This window comes from Pseudoalteromonas sp. NZS37, from assembly GCF_015864265.1.
In the GTDB taxonomy this organism is placed as follows: Bacteria; Pseudomonadota; Gammaproteobacteria; order Enterobacterales; family Alteromonadaceae; genus Pseudoalteromonas; species Pseudoalteromonas arctica.
Genome location: NZ_JADYXL010000003.1, coordinates 344,511 through 363,733 on the forward strand (window position 1 = coordinate 344,511; position 19,223 = coordinate 363,733).

The 19,223-nt window shown below is 38.5% G+C and carries 17 protein-coding genes; 15 read left to right on the forward strand and 2 right to left on the reverse strand.

Going from position 1 to position 19,223, the window contains the following annotated elements; all coding sequences use genetic code 11:
- The first annotated feature begins 81 nt into the window (after nucleotides 1-81).
- From I6F47_RS07450 to I6F47_RS07485, 8 genes are all read left to right on the forward strand, one after another.
- The gene (locus tag I6F47_RS07450) at nucleotides 82-450 is read left to right on the forward strand and encodes a response regulator (RefSeq protein WP_010553939.1); all 369 of its coding nucleotides are present in this window, start codon (nucleotides 82-84) and stop codon (nucleotides 448-450) included.
- Between the two features lie 147 nt (nucleotides 451-597).
- Nucleotides 598-849, forward strand: a complete 252-nt coding sequence (locus I6F47_RS07455) for a hypothetical protein (protein WP_010553938.1) — start codon at nucleotides 598-600, stop codon at nucleotides 847-849.
- 203 nt (nucleotides 850-1,052) lie between these two features.
- Nucleotides 1,053-1,316: a CBU_0592 family membrane protein gene (locus I6F47_RS07460; RefSeq protein ID WP_010553937.1), complete on the forward strand. Its 264-nt coding sequence runs from the start codon at nucleotides 1,053-1,055 to the stop codon at nucleotides 1,314-1,316.
- 170 nt (nucleotides 1,317-1,486) lie between these two features.
- Nucleotides 1,487-3,217: a sensor histidine kinase gene (locus tag I6F47_RS07465; RefSeq protein WP_165735931.1), complete on the forward strand. Its 1,731-nt coding sequence runs from the start codon at nucleotides 1,487-1,489 to the stop codon at nucleotides 3,215-3,217.
- A complete protein-coding gene (locus I6F47_RS07470; protein ID WP_197183620.1) occupies nucleotides 3,210-4,574 on the forward strand; it encodes a sigma-54-dependent transcriptional regulator in 1,365 nt (454 codons plus the stop codon). Before I6F47_RS07465 ends, I6F47_RS07470 begins: the two co-directional genes overlap by 8 nt.
- A gap of 177 nt (nucleotides 4,575-4,751) precedes the next feature.
- Nucleotides 4,752-5,708, forward strand: coding sequence for a porin (locus I6F47_RS07475; RefSeq protein ID WP_197183621.1), 957 nt, complete (start codon nucleotides 4,752-4,754; stop codon nucleotides 5,706-5,708).
- 9 nt (nucleotides 5,709-5,717) lie between these two features.
- Entirely contained in the window at nucleotides 5,718-7,193 is a 1,476-nt protein-coding gene (locus tag I6F47_RS07480) for an SLC13 family permease (protein ID WP_197183622.1), read from the forward strand.
- 178 nt (nucleotides 7,194-7,371) lie between these two features.
- A complete protein-coding gene (locus I6F47_RS07485; RefSeq protein ID WP_197173725.1) occupies nucleotides 7,372-8,790 on the forward strand; it encodes a coniferyl aldehyde dehydrogenase in 1,419 nt (472 codons plus the stop codon).
- Between the two features lie 148 nt (nucleotides 8,791-8,938).
- Here the strand turns inward: I6F47_RS07485 and I6F47_RS07490 are convergent, their stop codons facing one another.
- Nucleotides 8,939-9,664: a tetratricopeptide repeat protein gene (locus tag I6F47_RS07490; RefSeq protein WP_007582012.1), complete on the reverse strand. Its 726-nt coding sequence runs from the start codon at nucleotides 9,662-9,664 to the stop codon at nucleotides 8,939-8,941.
- Nucleotides 9,665-10,351: 687 nt separating this feature from the next.
- Here I6F47_RS07490 and I6F47_RS07495 point away from each other — a divergent pair.
- From I6F47_RS07495 to I6F47_RS07525, 7 genes are all read left to right on the forward strand, one after another.
- Complete coding sequence (locus I6F47_RS07495; RefSeq protein WP_165722572.1) at nucleotides 10,352-11,215, forward strand: DUF6279 family lipoprotein; 864 nt, start codon at nucleotides 10,352-10,354, stop codon at nucleotides 11,213-11,215.
- Between the two features lie 85 nt (nucleotides 11,216-11,300).
- Nucleotides 11,301-12,329: an XdhC family protein gene (locus I6F47_RS07500; RefSeq protein ID WP_197183623.1), complete on the forward strand. Its 1,029-nt coding sequence runs from the start codon at nucleotides 11,301-11,303 to the stop codon at nucleotides 12,327-12,329.
- Nucleotides 12,323-12,916 carry a nucleotidyltransferase family protein gene (locus I6F47_RS07505; protein ID WP_010553929.1) on the forward strand — a complete coding sequence of 198 codons (594 nt, stop codon included), beginning with the start codon at nucleotides 12,323-12,325 and terminating at the stop codon, nucleotides 12,914-12,916. Before I6F47_RS07500 ends, I6F47_RS07505 begins: the two co-directional genes overlap by 7 nt.
- Before the next feature lie 199 nt (nucleotides 12,917-13,115).
- The gene (locus I6F47_RS07510) at nucleotides 13,116-13,604 is read left to right on the forward strand and encodes a (2Fe-2S)-binding protein (protein ID WP_007582016.1); all 489 of its coding nucleotides are present in this window, start codon (nucleotides 13,116-13,118) and stop codon (nucleotides 13,602-13,604) included.
- A 12-nt stretch (nucleotides 13,605-13,616) separates the two neighbouring features.
- Nucleotides 13,617-15,908: a xanthine dehydrogenase family protein molybdopterin-binding subunit gene (locus I6F47_RS07515; protein ID WP_197183624.1), complete on the forward strand. Its 2,292-nt coding sequence runs from the start codon at nucleotides 13,617-13,619 to the stop codon at nucleotides 15,906-15,908.
- Nucleotides 15,909-16,094: 186 nt separating this feature from the next.
- Nucleotides 16,095-17,066 carry a GTP 3',8-cyclase MoaA gene (moaA, locus tag I6F47_RS07520; RefSeq protein ID WP_024593165.1) on the forward strand — a complete coding sequence of 324 codons (972 nt, stop codon included), beginning with the start codon at nucleotides 16,095-16,097 and terminating at the stop codon, nucleotides 17,064-17,066.
- A 169-nt stretch (nucleotides 17,067-17,235) separates the two neighbouring features.
- On the forward strand, nucleotides 17,236-18,273 hold the full coding sequence (locus I6F47_RS07525; protein ID WP_197183625.1) for a GGDEF domain-containing protein: 1,038 nt from the start codon (nucleotides 17,236-17,238) through the stop codon (nucleotides 18,271-18,273).
- A 10-nt stretch (nucleotides 18,274-18,283) separates the two neighbouring features.
- On the opposite strand, the gene I6F47_RS07530 is transcribed toward I6F47_RS07525, so the two are convergent.
- Nucleotides 18,284-19,222, reverse strand: coding sequence for a LysR family transcriptional regulator (locus tag I6F47_RS07530; protein WP_007582020.1), 939 nt, complete (start codon nucleotides 19,220-19,222; stop codon nucleotides 18,284-18,286).
- Between the last annotated feature and the right edge of the window lies 1 nt (nucleotide 19,223).

Below are 19,223 nucleotides of genomic sequence, written 5' to 3' on the forward strand. Positions count from 1 at the left end.
TCAGCAAATCCAAATTTGATCCTTATCTACGAGTAGAGTAGTTTTATATAATCCCATTTATACAATTTGGTAAAGAAACTAATGAAAATATTAGTTGTTGATGATATGCCACTTATGCGACACGTATTAATTAATATGCTTAGAAAACTAGAGTATAGCAATATCGTTGAAGCAACTGATGGATTGCAAGCTTTGGTATTTCTGCGCAACCAGCATTTCGATTTGGTTATTACTGACCTTCATATGCCAAAAATGGATGGAGTTAGTTTACTTACTAACATTCGAAAAGATAAAGAACTCGCTGATATTCCCGTTTTAATGGTTACTTGTGAAGACAGTACAGATAAAGTTAAGCAAGTTATTGCAGCTAAAGTATCAGGATTTATAGTCAAACCTTTTAATATGAATGTATTGTCATCTCAGTTAAACCGCTTCTTTTTTAAAGATTAGAGTGTGTTTATTTTATAAGGGCTATATTTTAATGGGCCTTTATAGATTAAGTCTGCCGTATCTAAATTCTAAGTCAGAGGTGGTAACCTTTACCCATCTAAACTGATATAATTGCTAATTACTCTTTATATAATACCGCAGGACGTAATGGCAAAACCCAACAAAAAAGGCCCTACTAAAACGGTTGATATTTTTTGCTCTGCTTGTAAAGCCTCTTTATTTAAATATCGAAAAGGGGGAAAAGGAGCATTAATTAAGTGCTTTAAAGAGCGTATTAGCCAAGACTTTACAACAGAGGCTTGTATTTGCCCTAACTGTAGCCGGCCATTTGCCCGAGAAGCGATTATTCGCGGTGCGCCGGCCTATAAAATAATTGGCGGCAAAGTAACCTTTAAATAAGGTATATGAAGTAATACTAAACCGCAATAATACTTAATTAAGCGAATAAGTATAAAGCCTTGTGCATGCGGACATATGGCCTTGTTAGAATTTACCATATTGATAGAATCGCCCGGTTTGCTGTTTCAATGAATGAAAAAATACCCTCCCCATGGATCGGGCCAGTTTATTGGGTTATTTAAAAATGGATAAAGGATAGTTTCGTGATAGCACTCTTATTTGACATCATAGGCATGACAGGTACTTTTTTAGTAGTTGGTTCATTTTTTTTACTGCAGCTAGGTAAAACATCTCCAGCTAGCTTAACGTATAATATGATGAATTTAACAGGGGCAATTTTACTGTTAATTAGCCTTTGTTATAACTTTAATTTAGCGAGCTTTGTAATCGAAATATTTTGGATTGCAGCATCGTTAATTGGCTTATATAAATATGTTAAAAATAGATCAACATTAGCTACAAATTAATTGTTTTTTAATTTAATGCTAAACAGATCGCTGTAAACATAGTTGTTTACGGCGATTTTTGTTTTTAAACACTTTAAAACTGTTGTTAACAAAAAGTTTATATCTCTGCTAGAGATTAGCCGTTACACTAGCGCCCTAAAATTTTCTTGGCTATTTTTTGCGAGTTCTTCATGTTTTCTTTTTCTAAAAAAATCATTACTGTTTGTGTGTTACTCGTACTTATATTAGTTGTTACTTTTTGGCTTGGTCGTTCTCATGATGTTGAGCAAGCAACCTACCAGGCTGAGCGCCAAGTTACGCAATTAAATAACTATATTGATACTGAGCTTGCTCGTTTTTCTGCTATTCCCCAGTTACTTACCTATAACTCGTTAATGATAGACTTTGTAGATGCGCAGCCACAGCACTATAACGCTATTAATAACTACCTTGCTGATATTCAACAAGCTAGCGGTTCCTCAGATATTTTTGTTCTAAATACTCAAGGCGAAGTTATTGCCAGTAGTAATTGGCAAGCAGATTATACTTTTTTAGGTAGCAACTTTGCGTTTAGACCTTATTTCAAACGTGCATTTGCAGGCGAAAAAGTAGCGTACTTTGCATTAGGCATGCGCTCTAAAGAGCGTGGTATTTACTTTTCACAAGCAGTATATCGCGACAATAAAGCCATTGGTGTTGTTGTGTTAAAAGTGAATGTAAGTAAATTTGAGGATGACAGAGAGCTTCTAAATACTTCAAAGGGTAGTCACTTTTTTTTGCAGCTTGCAGATGAGGTAATTGCAATGTCAGATATGCAAACGTGGCGATTAAACAGCTTCACTGAGCTTGATATAACTATGCGCAGAGATATTAAATCTCGTCGGGCTTATTTAGATCATCAGCCTTTGTATATAAAGCAGTTTCAATTTTCTAATGAAGGTATTAAACATTTAAAAATAGACAAAAAACTTTACGTAATGTCGCAAAGACCTTTACGATATTTTAATGCCACAATGAACGTACTCGTTGATATAACAAAAGTTAATTCAGCTCAACTGCCTCGCTTATTTTGGGTATTTATTATCTGTAGTTTAGTTATTATTGTTAGTTATATTTTATTAACTCGTTTTGCGGGCTATAGAAAGCTGGTGTACTCCAGACATAGCCTTGAACTTGAAGTCCTTGAGCGCACTCAGGCTTTGGAAAAAGTACAAACGGCTTTAGTTCAATCTGCAAAGCTTGCGACAATAGGACAGCTAAGTGCAGGAATCAACCACGAAATAAACCAGCCGCTCAGTGCTATTAATACTTATTTAGCTTCAGCAAAGCGTTTATTAGCTAAAGGAAATACTTCAGCACTTGGTGAAAGCTTAGTAGTGATTGAGGGATTAGTTAATCGAGTGCACCAAATTGTAGGTCAGTTAAAGCATTTTAGTAAACCTTCAAAAATGCAGCTCAGACCTTACCCTCTTGCAGGGCTTGTTAATAACGCATTAATGATTTCTAGCGCGCAGTTAAAGCAAGATAACGTACAAGTAGAGCCACCTCAGTTTGATGAAACAGTCGTTGTGTGGGTCGATTCGCTTAAATTTGAACAAGTACTGGTTAATTTAATTACTAATGCTAGCCAAGCTATGAATGGTGCAATTATTCGTAACTTAAGTTTTCAGCTGGAGTGTTTTGAAGAGCGAGTAAAACTGTCGATTTTAGATACTGGCTCTGGTATTGAGCAACATGCATTTGGTAATTTGTTTGAACCTTTTTATAGTACTAAATCAAGTAAAGGTTTAGGCCTTGGTTTATCTATATCAAAACAAATAATAGATTCGTTTAATGGTTGTTTGAGCGCGCACAATCGAGTTGAAGGCGGGGCTGAATTTATAATTAGCCTCTCTAACAGGCAGGAAAATAAAGATGATTGATAGCTCCCCATGTAATCACATAATAGTCATTGATGATGAAGCAATGATCAGAGACTCTTTAAAGCAATTGCTCACTCTCGAAGGATACACCGTTGAGTGCTTTAATGACGCAAGTACCGCTCTTAGCAAACTCAATAGGCGCTTTGCTGGAGTTGTGCTGAGCGATATAAATATGCCGAACATGGATGGCTTAACGCTTTTAGAGCAAGTAACGGCTTTTGATAGTGAGCTCCCTGTAATATTTTTAACTGGTTACGCTGATGTATCGATTGCAGTTAAAGCGATGCAATTAGGTGCGTATGATTTATTCGAAAAACCAGTGAACGAACATCTTCTTGATTGCATAGCACGAGCGTGCGACAAACGAAGCCTTGTTATAGAGAACCGTGCATTAAAAGTGGCTGTACAAAAAACCTCAGCCCCAGGTGTACGCATACTGGGTGATACACCTAAAATGCAACACATGATGCACTTATTAAACACAATTATAGATACCCCAACCGATGTAATGATTGAAGGTGAAACTGGCACAGGTAAAGAGCTAGTAGCGCGTTATTTACACGATCAAAGTAATCGCTCAAGCAGCAACTTTGTTGCTATTAACTGTGGTGCGGTGCCCGAACAATTGATAGAAAGTGAACTGTTCGGCGCAGCAAGTGGAGCATTCACAGGGGCTACGCAAAGTCGAAAAGGTAAGTTTGAATATGCACAAGGTGGTACGGTCTTTTTAGATGAAATAGAAAGTACCCCCATGTCGTTGCAGGTTAAGTTATTACGCGTACTAGAAGAGCGAAAAGTAACCCCTGTAGGCGATAACAAAGCAATTGATTTAAATATAAGAATTGTTGCAGCGACTAAAGTGGACTTACTGTCGTTAGTTGAAAAGGGTGAATTTAGAGCAGATTTATACTATAGACTCAGCTTAGTTAAAGTAAATATACCGCCTCTACGAGAGCGAAAAGCAGATATACTTTTATTGTTTAAGCATTTTAGCTCAATTGCAGCTACTCGCTATCACAAAGCACCAGCGCCCTTAAACAGTGAATTACAACAGCGTTTATTAGCTTACGACTGGCCAGGTAATGTGAGAGAACTTAGAAACCAAGCTGAGCGCGCTGTGTTATTAGGCGTTGAACTTGCGTTTTCGGTTACAAAAACACAAACTTTGGGTGAGCTTTCACCGGATTTAAGTTTGTCTGAGAAAGTATCGTTTTATGAGCAATCACTTATCGAAGATGCGCTTGAGGTAAACCATGGAAGTATTAAAAATACCATGACAGCATTACAAATTGCCCGAAAAACCCTTTACGATAAAATGAGTAAATACGGACTAAATCGTGATATGTTCACCGATTAAAATGTGTGGATAAAGTGACAAGACTCAGTTTCAAGTGTGTGGTAAACCGCATACTACTGTGTTAATAAAAGTCACTAAAAAGATTAAGGTGTTGAAAATACGGTGATTTTCGTCATTGGCAGTGTGTTTGCATAATTGGAGTCGACAATAAGTAGATTCTAATAATTAGGACACACAATGATAAATCTCAAACACACTACTATTTATCTAGCTTCACTGAGTTGCTTAGCTACATTTTCGCATACTGTTTTAGCCGTCGATTATACCGTTTATGGCAAAGCTGAAGTACAGATTGCAAATACTGATACAGGCACTATGCGATACGCAGAAGAAGGTACGCAGATAGAAGCACCATTTTCTCGTATTGGTATTAAAGGTGATCACAAACTTAACGAATATTTAAGTGCAGTGTTTAAATACGAAGTACAAGTTAAAGGCTTTGAAGAGGATGATACGCAAGAGCCTTTTACTGCACGTAATACTTACTTAGGTTTAAAAGGTGCTTTTGGTGAGGTAGTTGTAGGTCGAAACGACACTCGCTTTAAATACTCTGAAGGAAAACTCGATAACTTTAACGAGACTCAAGCCGACATAGCTCAGGTTATTGCGGGGCAAGACCGCCTCGGTGACACGATTACTTATACTTCAAATTATTGGTATAACACGCAGTTTTCACTTACGTATGCCCCAAAAGATGATAATAAAGATAATGAAGCAGGTTTTGCTGCTACGCTTATTTATGGCGATCGTAATTTAAATAACACCCCGTATTATGTGTCATTAAGCCATGTTGATTCACTTAATAATATAACAGCAAGTAGAATCGCAGGCGTTTATAAGTTTAAGCAATTACAATTAGGCGCCCTATACCAGCATTCAGAATCAGTAGATGGTATTAAATCTGGTAATGGTTATGTATTGAGTGCAAGTTATACGTTTGATAAGTGGGTGCCAAAAATTCAATTTGCTAAAGATGACTCAACTCTTCGTCAAGCATCTGAGGCAACGCAATGGAGTACGGGCCTTGACTATGTATTTGATAAGCAAACAACAGCTTACCTTTTATATACCGATCTTAATTTAGAAGAACAAGACGACAGCAGTGTTGCGCTTGGTCTTAAATACAAGTTTTAGAGGCTAGCCATGACAGATAATATATTGACGCAAGAACCAGGTAAGAACAGACATTTTCAATGGCTTTTTTTAGTACTGGGCCCTTTAGTAATGCTATTAACATGTTTACTCGATCCACCAACGGGTATGTCTGTAGCCGCATTTAAAACCGCAGGTTTAGCGTTTTGGATGGCATCGTGGTGGGTAAGTGAAGTTGTACCAATTCCGGCAACTGCATTGCTACCACTGGTAATATCACCACTGGCTGACATAGCAGCAATAAAAAGTGTGGCCGCGCCGTATGCACACCCGTTAATCTTTTTATTTTTAGGCGGGTTTTTAATCTCAATTGCTATGGAGCGTTGGGGGTTACATAAACGTATTGCGCTAAGCACTATGCTATATGCGGGTAAAAAACCAAGTTTACAAATTTTAGCTATGATGCTGGTAACCGCATTTTTGTCGATGTGGATGTCTAATACGGCTACAGCCGTAATGATGCTGCCTATTGCACTTTCGATTACCAGTTTAGTTAAGCAATCAGACCCGAGTAATGAAGGGTTTGGTAAGGCTTTACTGTTATCAATCGCTTATGGTGCAAGTATTGGTGGTATTGCTACTTTAATCGGTACTCCGCCTAATGCCTTAATGGCTGCTTACTTATCAGATAGTTACCAAATAGAAATTGGCTTTGCTCAGTGGATGATTATAGGTGTACCTCTGTCTTTAAGCATGCTAATTATTAGCTGGGTTTGGCTTACTAAATTTGCGTATAAAGTAGATGCTAATGTTAAAAACGATCAAAAAATTGATACGAAAGCGGTATTTTCAACGCAGTTAAAAAACCTTGGAGTAATGCAACGTGCAGAAAAAGGCGTGTTGTTTGTATTTGTACTTGCTGCACTTTGTTGGATATTTAGACCTTTATTAGGTGATATAACAGGTCTTAATATTTCAGATACTACAATTGCAATTGCGGCGGCATTGCTGTTGTTTGTAATGCCAGCGAATAAAGACAAAGATGAGCGTATTCTTGATTGGCATCATGCGTCAGAGGTACCGTGGGGTGTGCTACTTTTGTTTGGAGGCGGATTAACATTAGCATCTCAAATAAAATCATCAGGTCTTGCTGATTTTATTGCCCAAATGATAGAAGGTGTAAGTACTATTCCACTTGTTATGAGCGTACTTGTTGTTGTGGCATTAATTACGTTTTTAACGGAGATCACGAGTAATACAGCGACTGCTGCTGGCTTTCTTCCTTTGTTAGGACCCGTTGCAGAATCTATAACAGGTTCGCCACTTGTATGGGTTATTCCTGCCGCTATTGCATGTAGTTGCGCATTTATGATGCCAGTAGCGACACCACCAAACGCTATCGTTTTTGGCTCTGGGCAAATTCAAATGCGCGACATGATAAGAGCCGGCTTTGTGCTAAATATTGTCGCCATTGTATTAATTACGCTAGTGACAATGACTATCGCAGCGCAAGTATTTGGCTTTTAAAGCTGTACTAAATTAGTTCCAACCAGTAGCTTTGTTTATATTTACAGTTTTAAACAAAGCTACTCTTTATACTTATTTATATTGCTCAAGAAGCTCTTTTTTAGATAATTAGTGTTATTGCTCGAAAAACAGAACAAGGTTATAGTCTGCGGTAACTTTAAAAATTGAGTAATCTATTTTGAGCACCGACACATCACAGGCAATGCCTTTAATTCCCCAATTTGATGAATTGCAAAAAAGCTTTCTCGAAACACCTTACTTGCCAATTGATAAACGTCTCGTTTTATTAAAAAAACTCCGTGTACGTATTGTTGAACTTGAGCAAGAGCTAGTGGATGCTGCTTCAAAAGACTTTGGTTACAGAACCGCTTTCGATACTTTACTTGGCGATATATTGCCTACGGTTCAAACACTCGCGCACATTATCAAAAAGCTATCAAAATGGGCAAAGCCAAGTAATCGCTCTGTAGGTTTAAGTTTGTGGCCTTCAAAAGTAAGTGTTAATTACCAACCTAAAGGTGTGGTTGGTATTATTGCACCGTGGAATTACCCGATTCAGTTAGCGTTAGTACCTGTGCTTACCGCCATAGCTGCCGGTAATAGAGTGATGCTTAAATTAAGCGAGTTTACACCTCACACAAACGTCGTTATCGAAAAAATATTTAAAGACGACATGCAAACGCATTGCAAAATAATACAAGGCGGTAGCGACGTAGCCGCGCAGTTTTCATCACTGCCATTTGCTCATTTATTATTTACGGGGTCATCGGCCGTAGGTAAATTAGTAATGGCGTCAGCGAGTCGTAATTTAACACCAGTAACGCTTGAGCTCGGTGGTAAATCGCCAGTTATTATTACGCAAAATGCCGATATTAAAAAAGCGGCACAAGCCATACTGTTTGGAAAAATGGCCAACGCAGGGCAAATATGCGTTGCTCCCGACTACGTATTTGTACCCAAAGCGCTTGAGCATCAGCTGGTTCAGCAATTATGCGAGCTTTATAAAAAGCACTTTAAAGACGGTGTTGAAGGTAAAAACTTAACCTCTATTATTAGCGATGCACACTATAAACGTTTAGCAACCTACTTAGAGCAAGCACAAGAGCTTGGCGCAAACATTATTAAGCCACTTGAGCAAAACCAGCAAGATGAGCAAAAACATCGTATGGGGCTGCATTTAGTGACTCAAGTAACTGACGAAATGCAGCTAATGCAAGATGAGCTATTTGGCCCAATACTACCAATAATGAGTTATGACACGCTCGACAGCGCAATTGACTATATTAAAGCCCATCACCACCCGTTAGCGCTTTATATTTTAGGGCAAGATAAGCACGCTCAAGAATACATTATGAAGCAAACAATCAGTGGCACTGTGGCAATAAACGATACGTTAGTGCAAGTAACTGCTGACGATGCCCCTTTTGGTGGTGTAGGGCATTCAGGAATGGGGCATTATCATGGCATAGAAGGGTTTTTAACGTTTAGCCATGCTAAAAATACGTTAGTATCGGGCTCGTTTAATCCTCGTATTGTTATGCTGCTAAAACAAAGCAAACTTCTTATTAAGCTACTAAAGTGGCTTTACATAAAATAAGAGTGTGTTGATTTTGTAAAGTTGAATAGATTTTGAATCTGCTAAATCAAGATATATTAAAAAGGCTGAATTACGTTATGTAATTCAGCCTTTTTTAGATTAGTTTCAAACTAAGGTTAAGGTCTTAAACTCTTAATAGTCTTAAACTTTAAAATAAGCGACCTTCGCCAGCATAGGTACCCACTTGTATTTTTGCATAAATGGCATCGGCTTTTTCTTTAGCTTCTTCAATTTCTTTAGGCAGCATTTTACGCTCATCAAGTTTGCGGCTATGACTCGCTTGCATATTGCCGTTGTACTCAGCGATAGTATTCCAAATGTACGACTTTTCTAAATCTTTTGGCATACCTAGCCCTTCAAAATACATGAGGGCTAAATTGAATTGTGCTAAAGAGTAATTGTTTGCAGCTGCTTTTTCGTACCAGTTGCGTGCCGCTTCATAATCTCGCGTAACGCCCACGCCATTGGAATACATTACACCTAAATTAAACTGAGCCGCAGGCAGGTTTTTATTGGCTGCTTTTTCAAATAAGGTAACAGCCATTTGGTGATCAAGCTTTACGCCTTTACCTTCGTCGTATAAAACAGCTAACGCAAACATTGAATCCGGATGGTTCTTTTTAACGCCTTGTTGATAAAGCGCAGCTGCTTTGCGGTAATCGCGTGTTACACCGTATCCACCTTCGTATAATTTAGCTAGCTCGTAAATTCCTGGCGCAAAACCTTTATCGGCAAGGTATTGAAATTCTTTTAGGGCGACTGCAAATTCACCTTCGTTAGCTGCTCTTATGCCATCTTCTAATGTTGCATGAGCGAAAGGGCTGGCAAGTAAAACGCCAGCAAGAACGAGTGCTTTCAAATTAAACTGTGACATATTAATGTCTCCAATTAGTAATAGTTACGATAGGTTTTAGGGCCAGTATATCTTGCCGCGATTAAATAGCGCCTAAATAGAACAAGTTTTAATCCCGAAAGGTAAACAGACTTTAGTTAAATGCTAAATTATTAAATTTTTGCACTATTTGTGCATTTTAAACGTTTAATACTCAATGTATTTAAGTAGAGACTAAATCGGTTATTATAAATAGATGCAAAAAAGGGTGTCTACTGTTATGTTTTACGCCAGCTTTAGCGCAAACGCAAGGCGATACCTTATCAGATCGTGCGTATAAAATGTAAATAATAGCGCGGTGGACTTTTAAGGTAAGTAAACGAGTTTAAGAAGTGTAAGATACAGATTTTATAGAAAATTTAAAGAAATAAAAAAAGCCCGTTAGGGCTTTTTTGAGTCATATTAACCGTCACTAATATGAGCAATGTAGCAAGTAAATGTGATATTTGATGTTATTACTTGGGTCGAGTAAGTAATAACACGAAGCGGCACGCTCTTCTTTTAATGTGTCAGCATCCTTGCTGAATATTCTTCCGTAGGCACTGAGGTCGTTACACTGCGTTTGTGAGAACGATTATCAGTTAGATCTAAATGCAAGTCAACACTTAAATGATAATTATTATCAAATGAGTTTTGAGCTTTGCCACAATCTAAATAATAGAGAAGGTTATGCTTAATAATTTCAAAGCAAAAAAACTAAAACAGATATGCCTTGCTGTAAGTATGTTGTTTTTATGTAGTTGTTCGGCATCTTTTACTTACAATAATTTGAGTTGGCTTTCATCGTTTTGGGTTGACGATTATGTTGATTTAAATAAAAAGCAAAATACACAGCTAAAAAACATAATTACAACAACACAAAATTGGCACCGAACTACCCAGTTACCCGCCTACAGACAAGACATACAAAATATAAAAGTATTGTTTAACCAAACATTGGAGGCTAAACAATTAAAAACACAGGTTGTGCTTGCAAAACAACATTGGCAGAACCTACTTGGGTACGCAAAGCTGCCTTTAGCTGAACTTGGGGCAACCTTATCAAGTGAGCAAAGAGGTGAGCTTTTAAACAATATCCAAATAAAAATTAACGACGAACGCGAAGAGTTTAACGAACAAACCCCGCTTGAGCGAAAAAGTGAGCGTTTGGAAGAGCAATTTGAATACTACGAGCAGTGGATAGGCAAGCTTAATAAACAACAAAAAGCGCTGATTAAATCAACTAATGAGCAACATCAAGATGCAGGAGCGCTGTGGTTAGAGTACAAGCAAAACCGTTTGAATGCAGCCAAACAGGTATTCACAAATGCTGAAATTACAAAAAAAGAATTTATAAATCAGTTAAGTACGGTTATTGAAGAGCGCGAACTTTATATGAGCGACGCACTATTGAAAAGCAATGAAGCAAACTTAGATTTATATATAAATTTACTCTACGAATTAAACCTAACTCTAAATGATAAACAACGCCAAAGCGTTAATGATCAATTTGATGAGTTAATTGAGACCTTAAACGATATAATAGAAAACTAAATTGTGCGTGAATTATTAAGTTTTAAATTAGCTGTTTAGGCTGGTTTGTTTTTAAACGCAAAAAATGCTTTTTAAAGGGCAATATATGGTTACAGATTTGAAAAGTATCTTAAACACTTGGTATCTCAATAGGGATAACCAAGAATGGGTTTTAGCTACTTTGTACAAAATTGAAGGCTCTAGCTACAGAAAACTAGGGGCTATGATGCTTATTTCGAGCCTAGGCGAGCGCTTGGGGATGCTTTCAGGAGGCTGTTTAGAAGCTGACATACAGCGCCACGCTAAACAAGTAATGAGTACTTTAACCAGTAAAACCATTAGTTATGATGCCACCGATGAAGACGATTTAACATTTCAACTTGGCATTGGTTGTGGGGGCATAGTACACATTTTACTGCAGCCCATTCACAAAGCTAATGACTATTTACAGCTAGAGCTCGTATCTAAAGCACTTAATGAGAATAAACCAGGGCGATACCTTCAACAAGTAAGCCCGATTTTGCCAGCCGGCAGTGGTGTATTTACGCAAAATGATGAGTTACATGGTTTATCAATGAACCGCAAAGCGCAGTTGGTAGAATTACAAGGCGCTACGTGCTTGCAAACTTCTATTTATCCGCCGCCTCATTTATTAATAGTGGGTGGTGGGGCCGATGCAGTTCCGGTTTATACATTTGCCAAACAACTTGGTTGGAGTGTAACTGTATGGGATACACGTGCTGCCAATGCAAAAAGGCAATACTTTAAAAATGCAGATGCTATTTTGCGCTCCACACCGAGTGAGTTAAAAGAATATTGCATAACTAATAAAGTAGATGCTGCTATTTTAATGGCTCACAGCGTTGAGCTCGATGCGAATACGTTGGCTCAATTTAAAGATGTTCCGTTTAAATACATAGGGTTATTGGGTCCTAAGCACAGACGTGAACAAGTTTTAGAGCACGCAAATACGCGTGTTTCACAAATAAAGTCTCCTGTTTTTGGGCCTGTCGGTTTAAATTTAGGCGGCGACTCGCCAGAGAGTATTGCACTATCGCTGATCAGTGAAATACATGCAGTGCTGTGTGACAAAAACGCCCAATCGCTAAGCCATTGGGGGCAAGAGGCGTGCTAATTGCAAAAGTTGTTTTAGCCGCAGGTCAATCATCTCGCTTTAACGGCTGTAAATTAACGGCTGATATCGGGTTTGGCAAAACAATGATTGAGCATGCAGTAAATACACTTCAAGCACTTGATGACACGCCGGTGTATGTAGTTACCGGGGCATGGCATAAAGAAGTATCACAAGCACTAGCAGGTTATAAAAACATAGAGCTCATTGAGAACAAGCAATGGAGCCAAGGTTTAGGTAATTCAATCGCGATAGCTTCTCAAACAGTGTTTAAAAATAAGTCCTTTGATGGGGTTTTATTTATGCTCGCGGATCAGGTTGAGCTAAAAGTAGCGCACTTAAGTGAGCTAGTTACTGGTTTTACACGTAATCCATCGCGCTGGTGCGCAAACTATGGTGAGCGTTTAGGCGTACCCGCTATATTCCCAGCAGTTGATTTATCTCAGCTTACAAGCTTAACTTCAGATAGAGGTGCACAGCAATTACTGCGCTCCAGCAGTGAGGTCGTCAATACAATTAGTTTACATAGTGCGAGTTTAGACATAGATACTCAAAAGCAGCTAAGTAATTTTATAGCTAAAAATGAGTGAAAAAGTAGTAGTAGGGCAAAATAAGTTTTAGCTGCGCTAACGCTTTAGTGCAGTGGTTATGGTATTTAGCTGTTAATGTAGCTGATGCGGTAACTATATGTGTTATGGATTAGTAGTTACAACAATCTTAACTGTTATAACCCGTGTTTAAATTAAATAATTTAAACACGGGTTATAAAGCTTAATCAAGGGGCAAGCTATGGTGACGTTTACAATTAATGGCAAGGTGGTTGAATCACACGCAAGTGAAGATACACCATTGTTATGGGTTATTCGTGATGAAATTGGATTAAAAGGTACGAAGTTTGGTTGCGGTATTGCAATGTGTGGTGCGTGTACGGTGCATTTAGATGGGCAAGCAACTCGCTCATGTGTTTTACCAATTGGCGCAATTGCAGGAAAAAACATTACCACAATTGAAGGGCTTAATAACGAACACCCACTTCAAAAAGCATGGGTTGAAGAGCAAGTACCACAGTGCGGTTACTGTCAATCGGGGCAAATAATGCAAGCTGCTACATTACTAGCAGCTAACCCAAGTCCTTCAGATGAAGAAATAGTAAGCCATATGAATGGTAACTATTGTCGCTGTATGGCTTATAAACGTATTAAAACTGCTATTCAACGCGCTGCAGATGAGTCACAAAGTGTAGTAAATATATTTGATCCAAATGCACAAGACGCTTAACTGGAGCCGATAATGAAAAAATTATTTCAAAAAAATAGCGAAACCGTTAATTTAAATCGTCGCTCATTTATGATTGGCACTGCTAGCGCAGGTTTAGTCATGGCGTTTGCCCCTGCGTTATTTTCGGGTTCGCTCAGTGCAAAAGAATCAATTGCGCAACAAGCTTTTTCACCCACTATTTGGTGGACTATGAGCACCGACGGCGCCGTAGAAGTGAGTATTGCTAAAGCTGAAATGGGTCAACATATTGGTACTGCTCTTGCGCGCATTGTGGCTGATGAGCTTGAATGTGATTGGGATAAAGTATCAATTACCTACGTAGATACCCATGAAAAATGGGGCTTTATGGTAACGGGTGGTTCGTGGTCTGTATTTCAAAGCTTCAAGCCATTATCTCAAGCCGGCGCTGCGGGTCGAATTGCATTAATAGAAGCCGGAGCTAAAATGCTCGGCGTGCCTGCAGACAAATGTCGTGCTGAAAAGGGCTATATTATTGCAGGCGAAAAATCGGTTAGTTATGCTGACATAGTTAAAAAAGGCGAGTTTAATCGTACATTTACCAGTGATGAAGTTGCAAACCTTCCACTAAAACCTGCTAATAAACGTCATTTAACTGGGCTTAAACAAGACTTTAAAGCGCTTGATATACCAGCCAAAACAAATGGTACCGCAGTATATGGGATAGATGTAGAAGTTGAAGGCATGCTGTACGCGCGACCAGTAATACCGCCAACCCGTTATGGCAGCACAGTAACAAACGTTGACGATAGTGCAGCAAAAGCTATTAAAGGTTACAAAGGCTATGAAATTTTAAATGACCCTAGTAACACAGTGCAAGGCTGGGTTGTTGTATTAGCTGATAGTTACCCAAGTGCCATTAAAGCAGTAGATGCTTTAAAGGTGAGTTACAAAAAGGGTGAGTCAGCAAATATATCTGAAGCTGATATTCAAAAAGAAGGTAAGCGATTATGCGAGCAACGCGACTCGGGTACTTTATTTGTTGATCAAGGCGATATAAAGAAAACCCAAGCAGACGCCAGTGAGTCGTTAGAATCAATGTATACCACAGCGACAGCAAGTCATTATCAGCTAGAGCCATTAAATGCGGTTGCAGAATTTAAAGACGGAAATTGGATTATTCATACTGGTAACCAATGGCAGTCACTTACGTTACCTGCGCTTGCTAAAGCACTCGAAATAGAACAAAACAAAGTAATTATTCGTCCTTATTATTTAGGTGGTGGTTTTGGTCGTCGATTATTTGGTGACTGGACTGTACCTGCAGCTCTAACCGCAAAAGCAGTAGGTAAACCAGTAAAACTGGTATTTACACGAGCAGACGATAGTTTATTCGATCAGTCTCGTTCTGCATCTGCTGCAAAAATGACGGCGTCGTTTGATAAAAATGGTACTTTTACTGGTTTAGAGCATGCATTTGCTGCAGGTTGGCCTACTAAAGCAATGGCACCAGGGTTTTTATCACCGGGTGTTGATGGTAAAGGTAAATTTGATGCATTTTCTGCATCAGGCGCTGATCATTGGTATAACATGAGCAGTCACCGTGCACGCGCTATTAATAACGAAGTTGCACAAAGCACCTTCACTCCAGGTTGGTTACGTTCAGTAGGGCCAGGTTGGATTGCATGGAGTCTTGAGTCGTTTATTGATGAAATTGCCCATAAGCAAGGCAAAGATCCTGTTCAATTTAGAATTGAAATGTTAGACGGTAAAGGCAAGCAAGCGGGTAAAGCACCTGAGAGCGTTGGCGGAGCACTGCGCTTACGTAATGTGCTTAAAACAGTATCTGACAAAGTAGCTTCTGTTAAATTAGCAAAAGATGAAGGCATTGGCTTTTCTGTAAGTTCAGGACAAGAACGTACTATGCCAGCATGGCTTGCAACTGCAGCGCATGTTCACGTTAACCGTGATAGTGGTAAAATAACGCTTAAAAAGCTTTATGTTGTTGTAGATGCTGGCTTAATAGTTCACCCAGATGGCGCACTGGCGCAAATTGAAGGGTCGTTACTATGGGGCAGCAGCCTTGCATTGCATGAATCAAATACGTATAAAGATGGACAGGTATCAGCGACTAACTTTAATACTTATTTACCGCTAAGAATGCAAGATGTGCCAGATATTGACATTGAATTTTTACAAAGCGATGAGTTTCCAGTTGGTTTAGGCGAACCTGGCGTTATAGGGGTCGCTCCTGCGATTGGTAATGCTGTATTTAATGCAGTAGGCGTGCGTTTACGTGACCTACCAATGAAGCCAAGCGAACTTAAAAAAGGCTTAGAAGCGTAAAACAAAAATAACTAAAGGGGTGTGCTTTAAGCTGCCCCTTTTAGTTATTAAATATATTTATGTAATTATTATTTATGTATCAATAAGTAGCGTTGTTTATACTAATTTGCTTAATTAAATGATTAAGTATTATTGCAAATTGGTATTAGGTTGTTATTACTTGTTGATATTAGTTAAGGTTTATTTATGCTAATCGACCCAACAGGGCGAGAGTTTAGTTACTTACGTTTGTCTATTACTGATGTATGTAATTTTAAGTGTGTTTATTGTTTACCAGATGGTTATCAGGGCGGGCCAGACCGTGGTTTTCTCACAATTGATGAAATTAGCAACACGCTTAAAGCGTTTGCACACCATGGTATCGAAAAAGTAAGGATCACTGGCGGAGAGCCAACGCTTAGAAAAGATTTTATAGATGTTGTTCGCGCGGCAAAAGATGTCGCGGGCATAAAAAAAATTGCAATGACTACCAATGGTTTTTCTCTTCATAAGAATATTCATGACTGGGTAGATGCAGGCTTAAACGCCATTAATGTAAGCATTGATAGTTTAGATTCACGCATGTTTAACACCATTACTGGACATGACAAATTTACCTCAGTAATGAAAGGCATTGATACTGCGCTTGAAACGGGTATTGATTCGGTAAAAATAAACAGCGTGCTGATGAAGCAATACAACGCAAAAGAGTTTGATACATTTTTAAATTGGGTTAAACACCGTCCCGTTACCATCCGCTTTATAGAATTGATGCAAACAAACGACAACAAAGCCTTTTTTGATGCTAACCATGTTTCTGGGCAAGTTTTAAAAACTCAGTTATTACAAACGGGTTGGCAGCAAGTTGCGCGTAGTGCATCAGCAGGTCCTGCTCAAGAGTTTGCTCATCCTGATTATCAAGGCAGAATTGGTTTGATCATGCCTTACAGCAACGACTTTTGTAGTACCTGTAACCGATTAAGGGTTACAGCAAAAGGGAATCTGCACTTGTGTTTGTTTTCTGAAGAGGGTATTTCGCTAAGAGAATATATGAACGACAGTTCAAACAGTGAATTAATGGCATTGTTATCTCGTTATATTAAAACCAAAAAGCCAACTCACCTTTTACACCAAGGTAATACAGGTATTACTACTAATTTATCCATGTTAGGTGGCTAGTTGTTAAAGCCACTTAGTGATATTAAAGCATCAAACGTGTTTCTGAAATACACTACATTATCCCTAAAATGTAAATAACTGGTTGTATCTACATGGTTTTATATCAACAAAGCTTGTTAAATTGTATTTTCACGTTAAACTTACTTTTTATTTTTATTAAGTGATTAGAATGGATATCGCGGCTCTTAATAGCACTAAATCATTAAGAAAGGACGTCCTGAGAGGGATGTGTCTTTGTTTTGGTTTTTTATCGGTAGGATTTGCGGGATTTAATTTAACCGTAAATAACTTTCCATTGCTTGGCTATATCGAAATCTGTTTTTCTATTTATTGTATATTTACTTATATTTCACTTATACGCCGTCCACTACAGTTTTGGCAATCCTTAATAATGTGTGTACTTATAACGCTAATTGTTATTTTAGGTACATCCTTAGCATCGCCTCGTAATGGTGTGTTTGTATGGTCATTCGCATTACCTATTTTGTACTACCTTTTATTAGGTAAACAATATGGTGTAATTTTCTCTGCAAATTTATTAGTTATCCAAGTGTTTATTTTAGGGAGTAAGTCTACACTTGCCCCCTTTGAAACTTTTAACTTATCCCTTAATCTACTCTGTGCTTATTTAAGTATTTGGGCGATTTCTCATGTTTTTGAAGGGAGCCGTTCACACTTTTCAAGGCGACTTAAAAATTTAGCGTTACTTGACCCATTAACGGGTGCAGGCAATCGCCTTTCAATGAACCACTACTTTGAAGTAGAACTACAAGATAAGTCACAGTTATATTTGTTTTTACTCGATTTAGACTTTTTTAAGCAGATAAATGATGAGCATGGCCATGGTGTCGGTGACCAAGTACTTATCGAAGTGGCCACTTTACTAAGAGTTGTGCTTGGTAGAGGGTATGTATTTAGAGTAGGCGGTGAAGAGTTTGCTTTATTTAGCTCTTTTGAAAATGATGAGGCTGCACTTAATACCGCTGAACAAATAAGAGCACGTTTTGAAAATACCACATTTGACATTGACGGCCTTGCAATCAATGTTACAACCAGTATTGGTGTGGCAAAATTTAAAAGTACTAATTCATTGGAAAGCTTTGTAAACCAAGCAGATAAACAGTTATACAAAGCAAAACAATTTGGCCGCAATAAAGTGTACTGTAAGTTTAAAAAAGAACATGACTATGAAACGGTAGTTGCTTAAGCAGGATTACTTAATACATTTGCTCAAAATTGGGGATCCCGTTTTCCCAAATCGGTTTATCTTTTCCTAAATGCTCGCGCACAGCATCAAAAAACAACCGGGTTCTCACTGGTAAATCTCGGTGCGGATATACGGCATACATCGCACTAAACTCCATCAGTTTTACATCGGTCAATAAAGGCACTAGCTTACCTTGTATTATTTCATCACCAATAATAAATGCAGGGGCAACAAAGTAAGTTGTTCCCGATAATGTTTTCATTAACAATGACTCGGCATCATTAGCACGAAACACACTTTTTATTTTTTGCTCGCAGCGTTCACCCTTACTATCGTAGTAATCTATGGTTTCTACTCGAATAGAATTACTGGCATAGCTTGCTGCTGGTAATTGCGCTAACTCTTCGATTGTTTTTGGCATACCGTAAGTTTCAATAAACTGCGGTGCAGCTAAAATTAATAATCGGTTACGCGCTATTTTACGTGCAATAAGTGACGAATCTTTAGGCTCACCTACACGAAAAGCCAAATCAAATCCTTCAGAGACTATATCTACTAATCTATCGTCTAAACGCAGTTCAACTTCTACTTGAGGAAAGCGTTTTTGAAAATCATTAAGTACAGGTTGTAAATAACGACGACCAATAAGTGTTGATGAAGTGATTTTTAATACGCCACGCGGTTCTAAATGGTAGTTTTCAGCCATGCGTACGGTTTCGCCGAGCAGCTCTCTAAGCTCAGCGGCTTTTTTGATCATTTCGGCACCCGCCGCTGTGAGCGAAAATGAACGCGTGGTTCGGTTAAGTAACCTAACGCCTAACTCATCCTCTAAACGGCTAATTTGTTTAGATATAACAGAGCGATCTATGTTGCGTATTTCTGCAGCTTTAGCAAAAGAGCCTTGCTCAACCACTTCAAGTAACATTAAAAGTCGACTTGTTGTATCCATT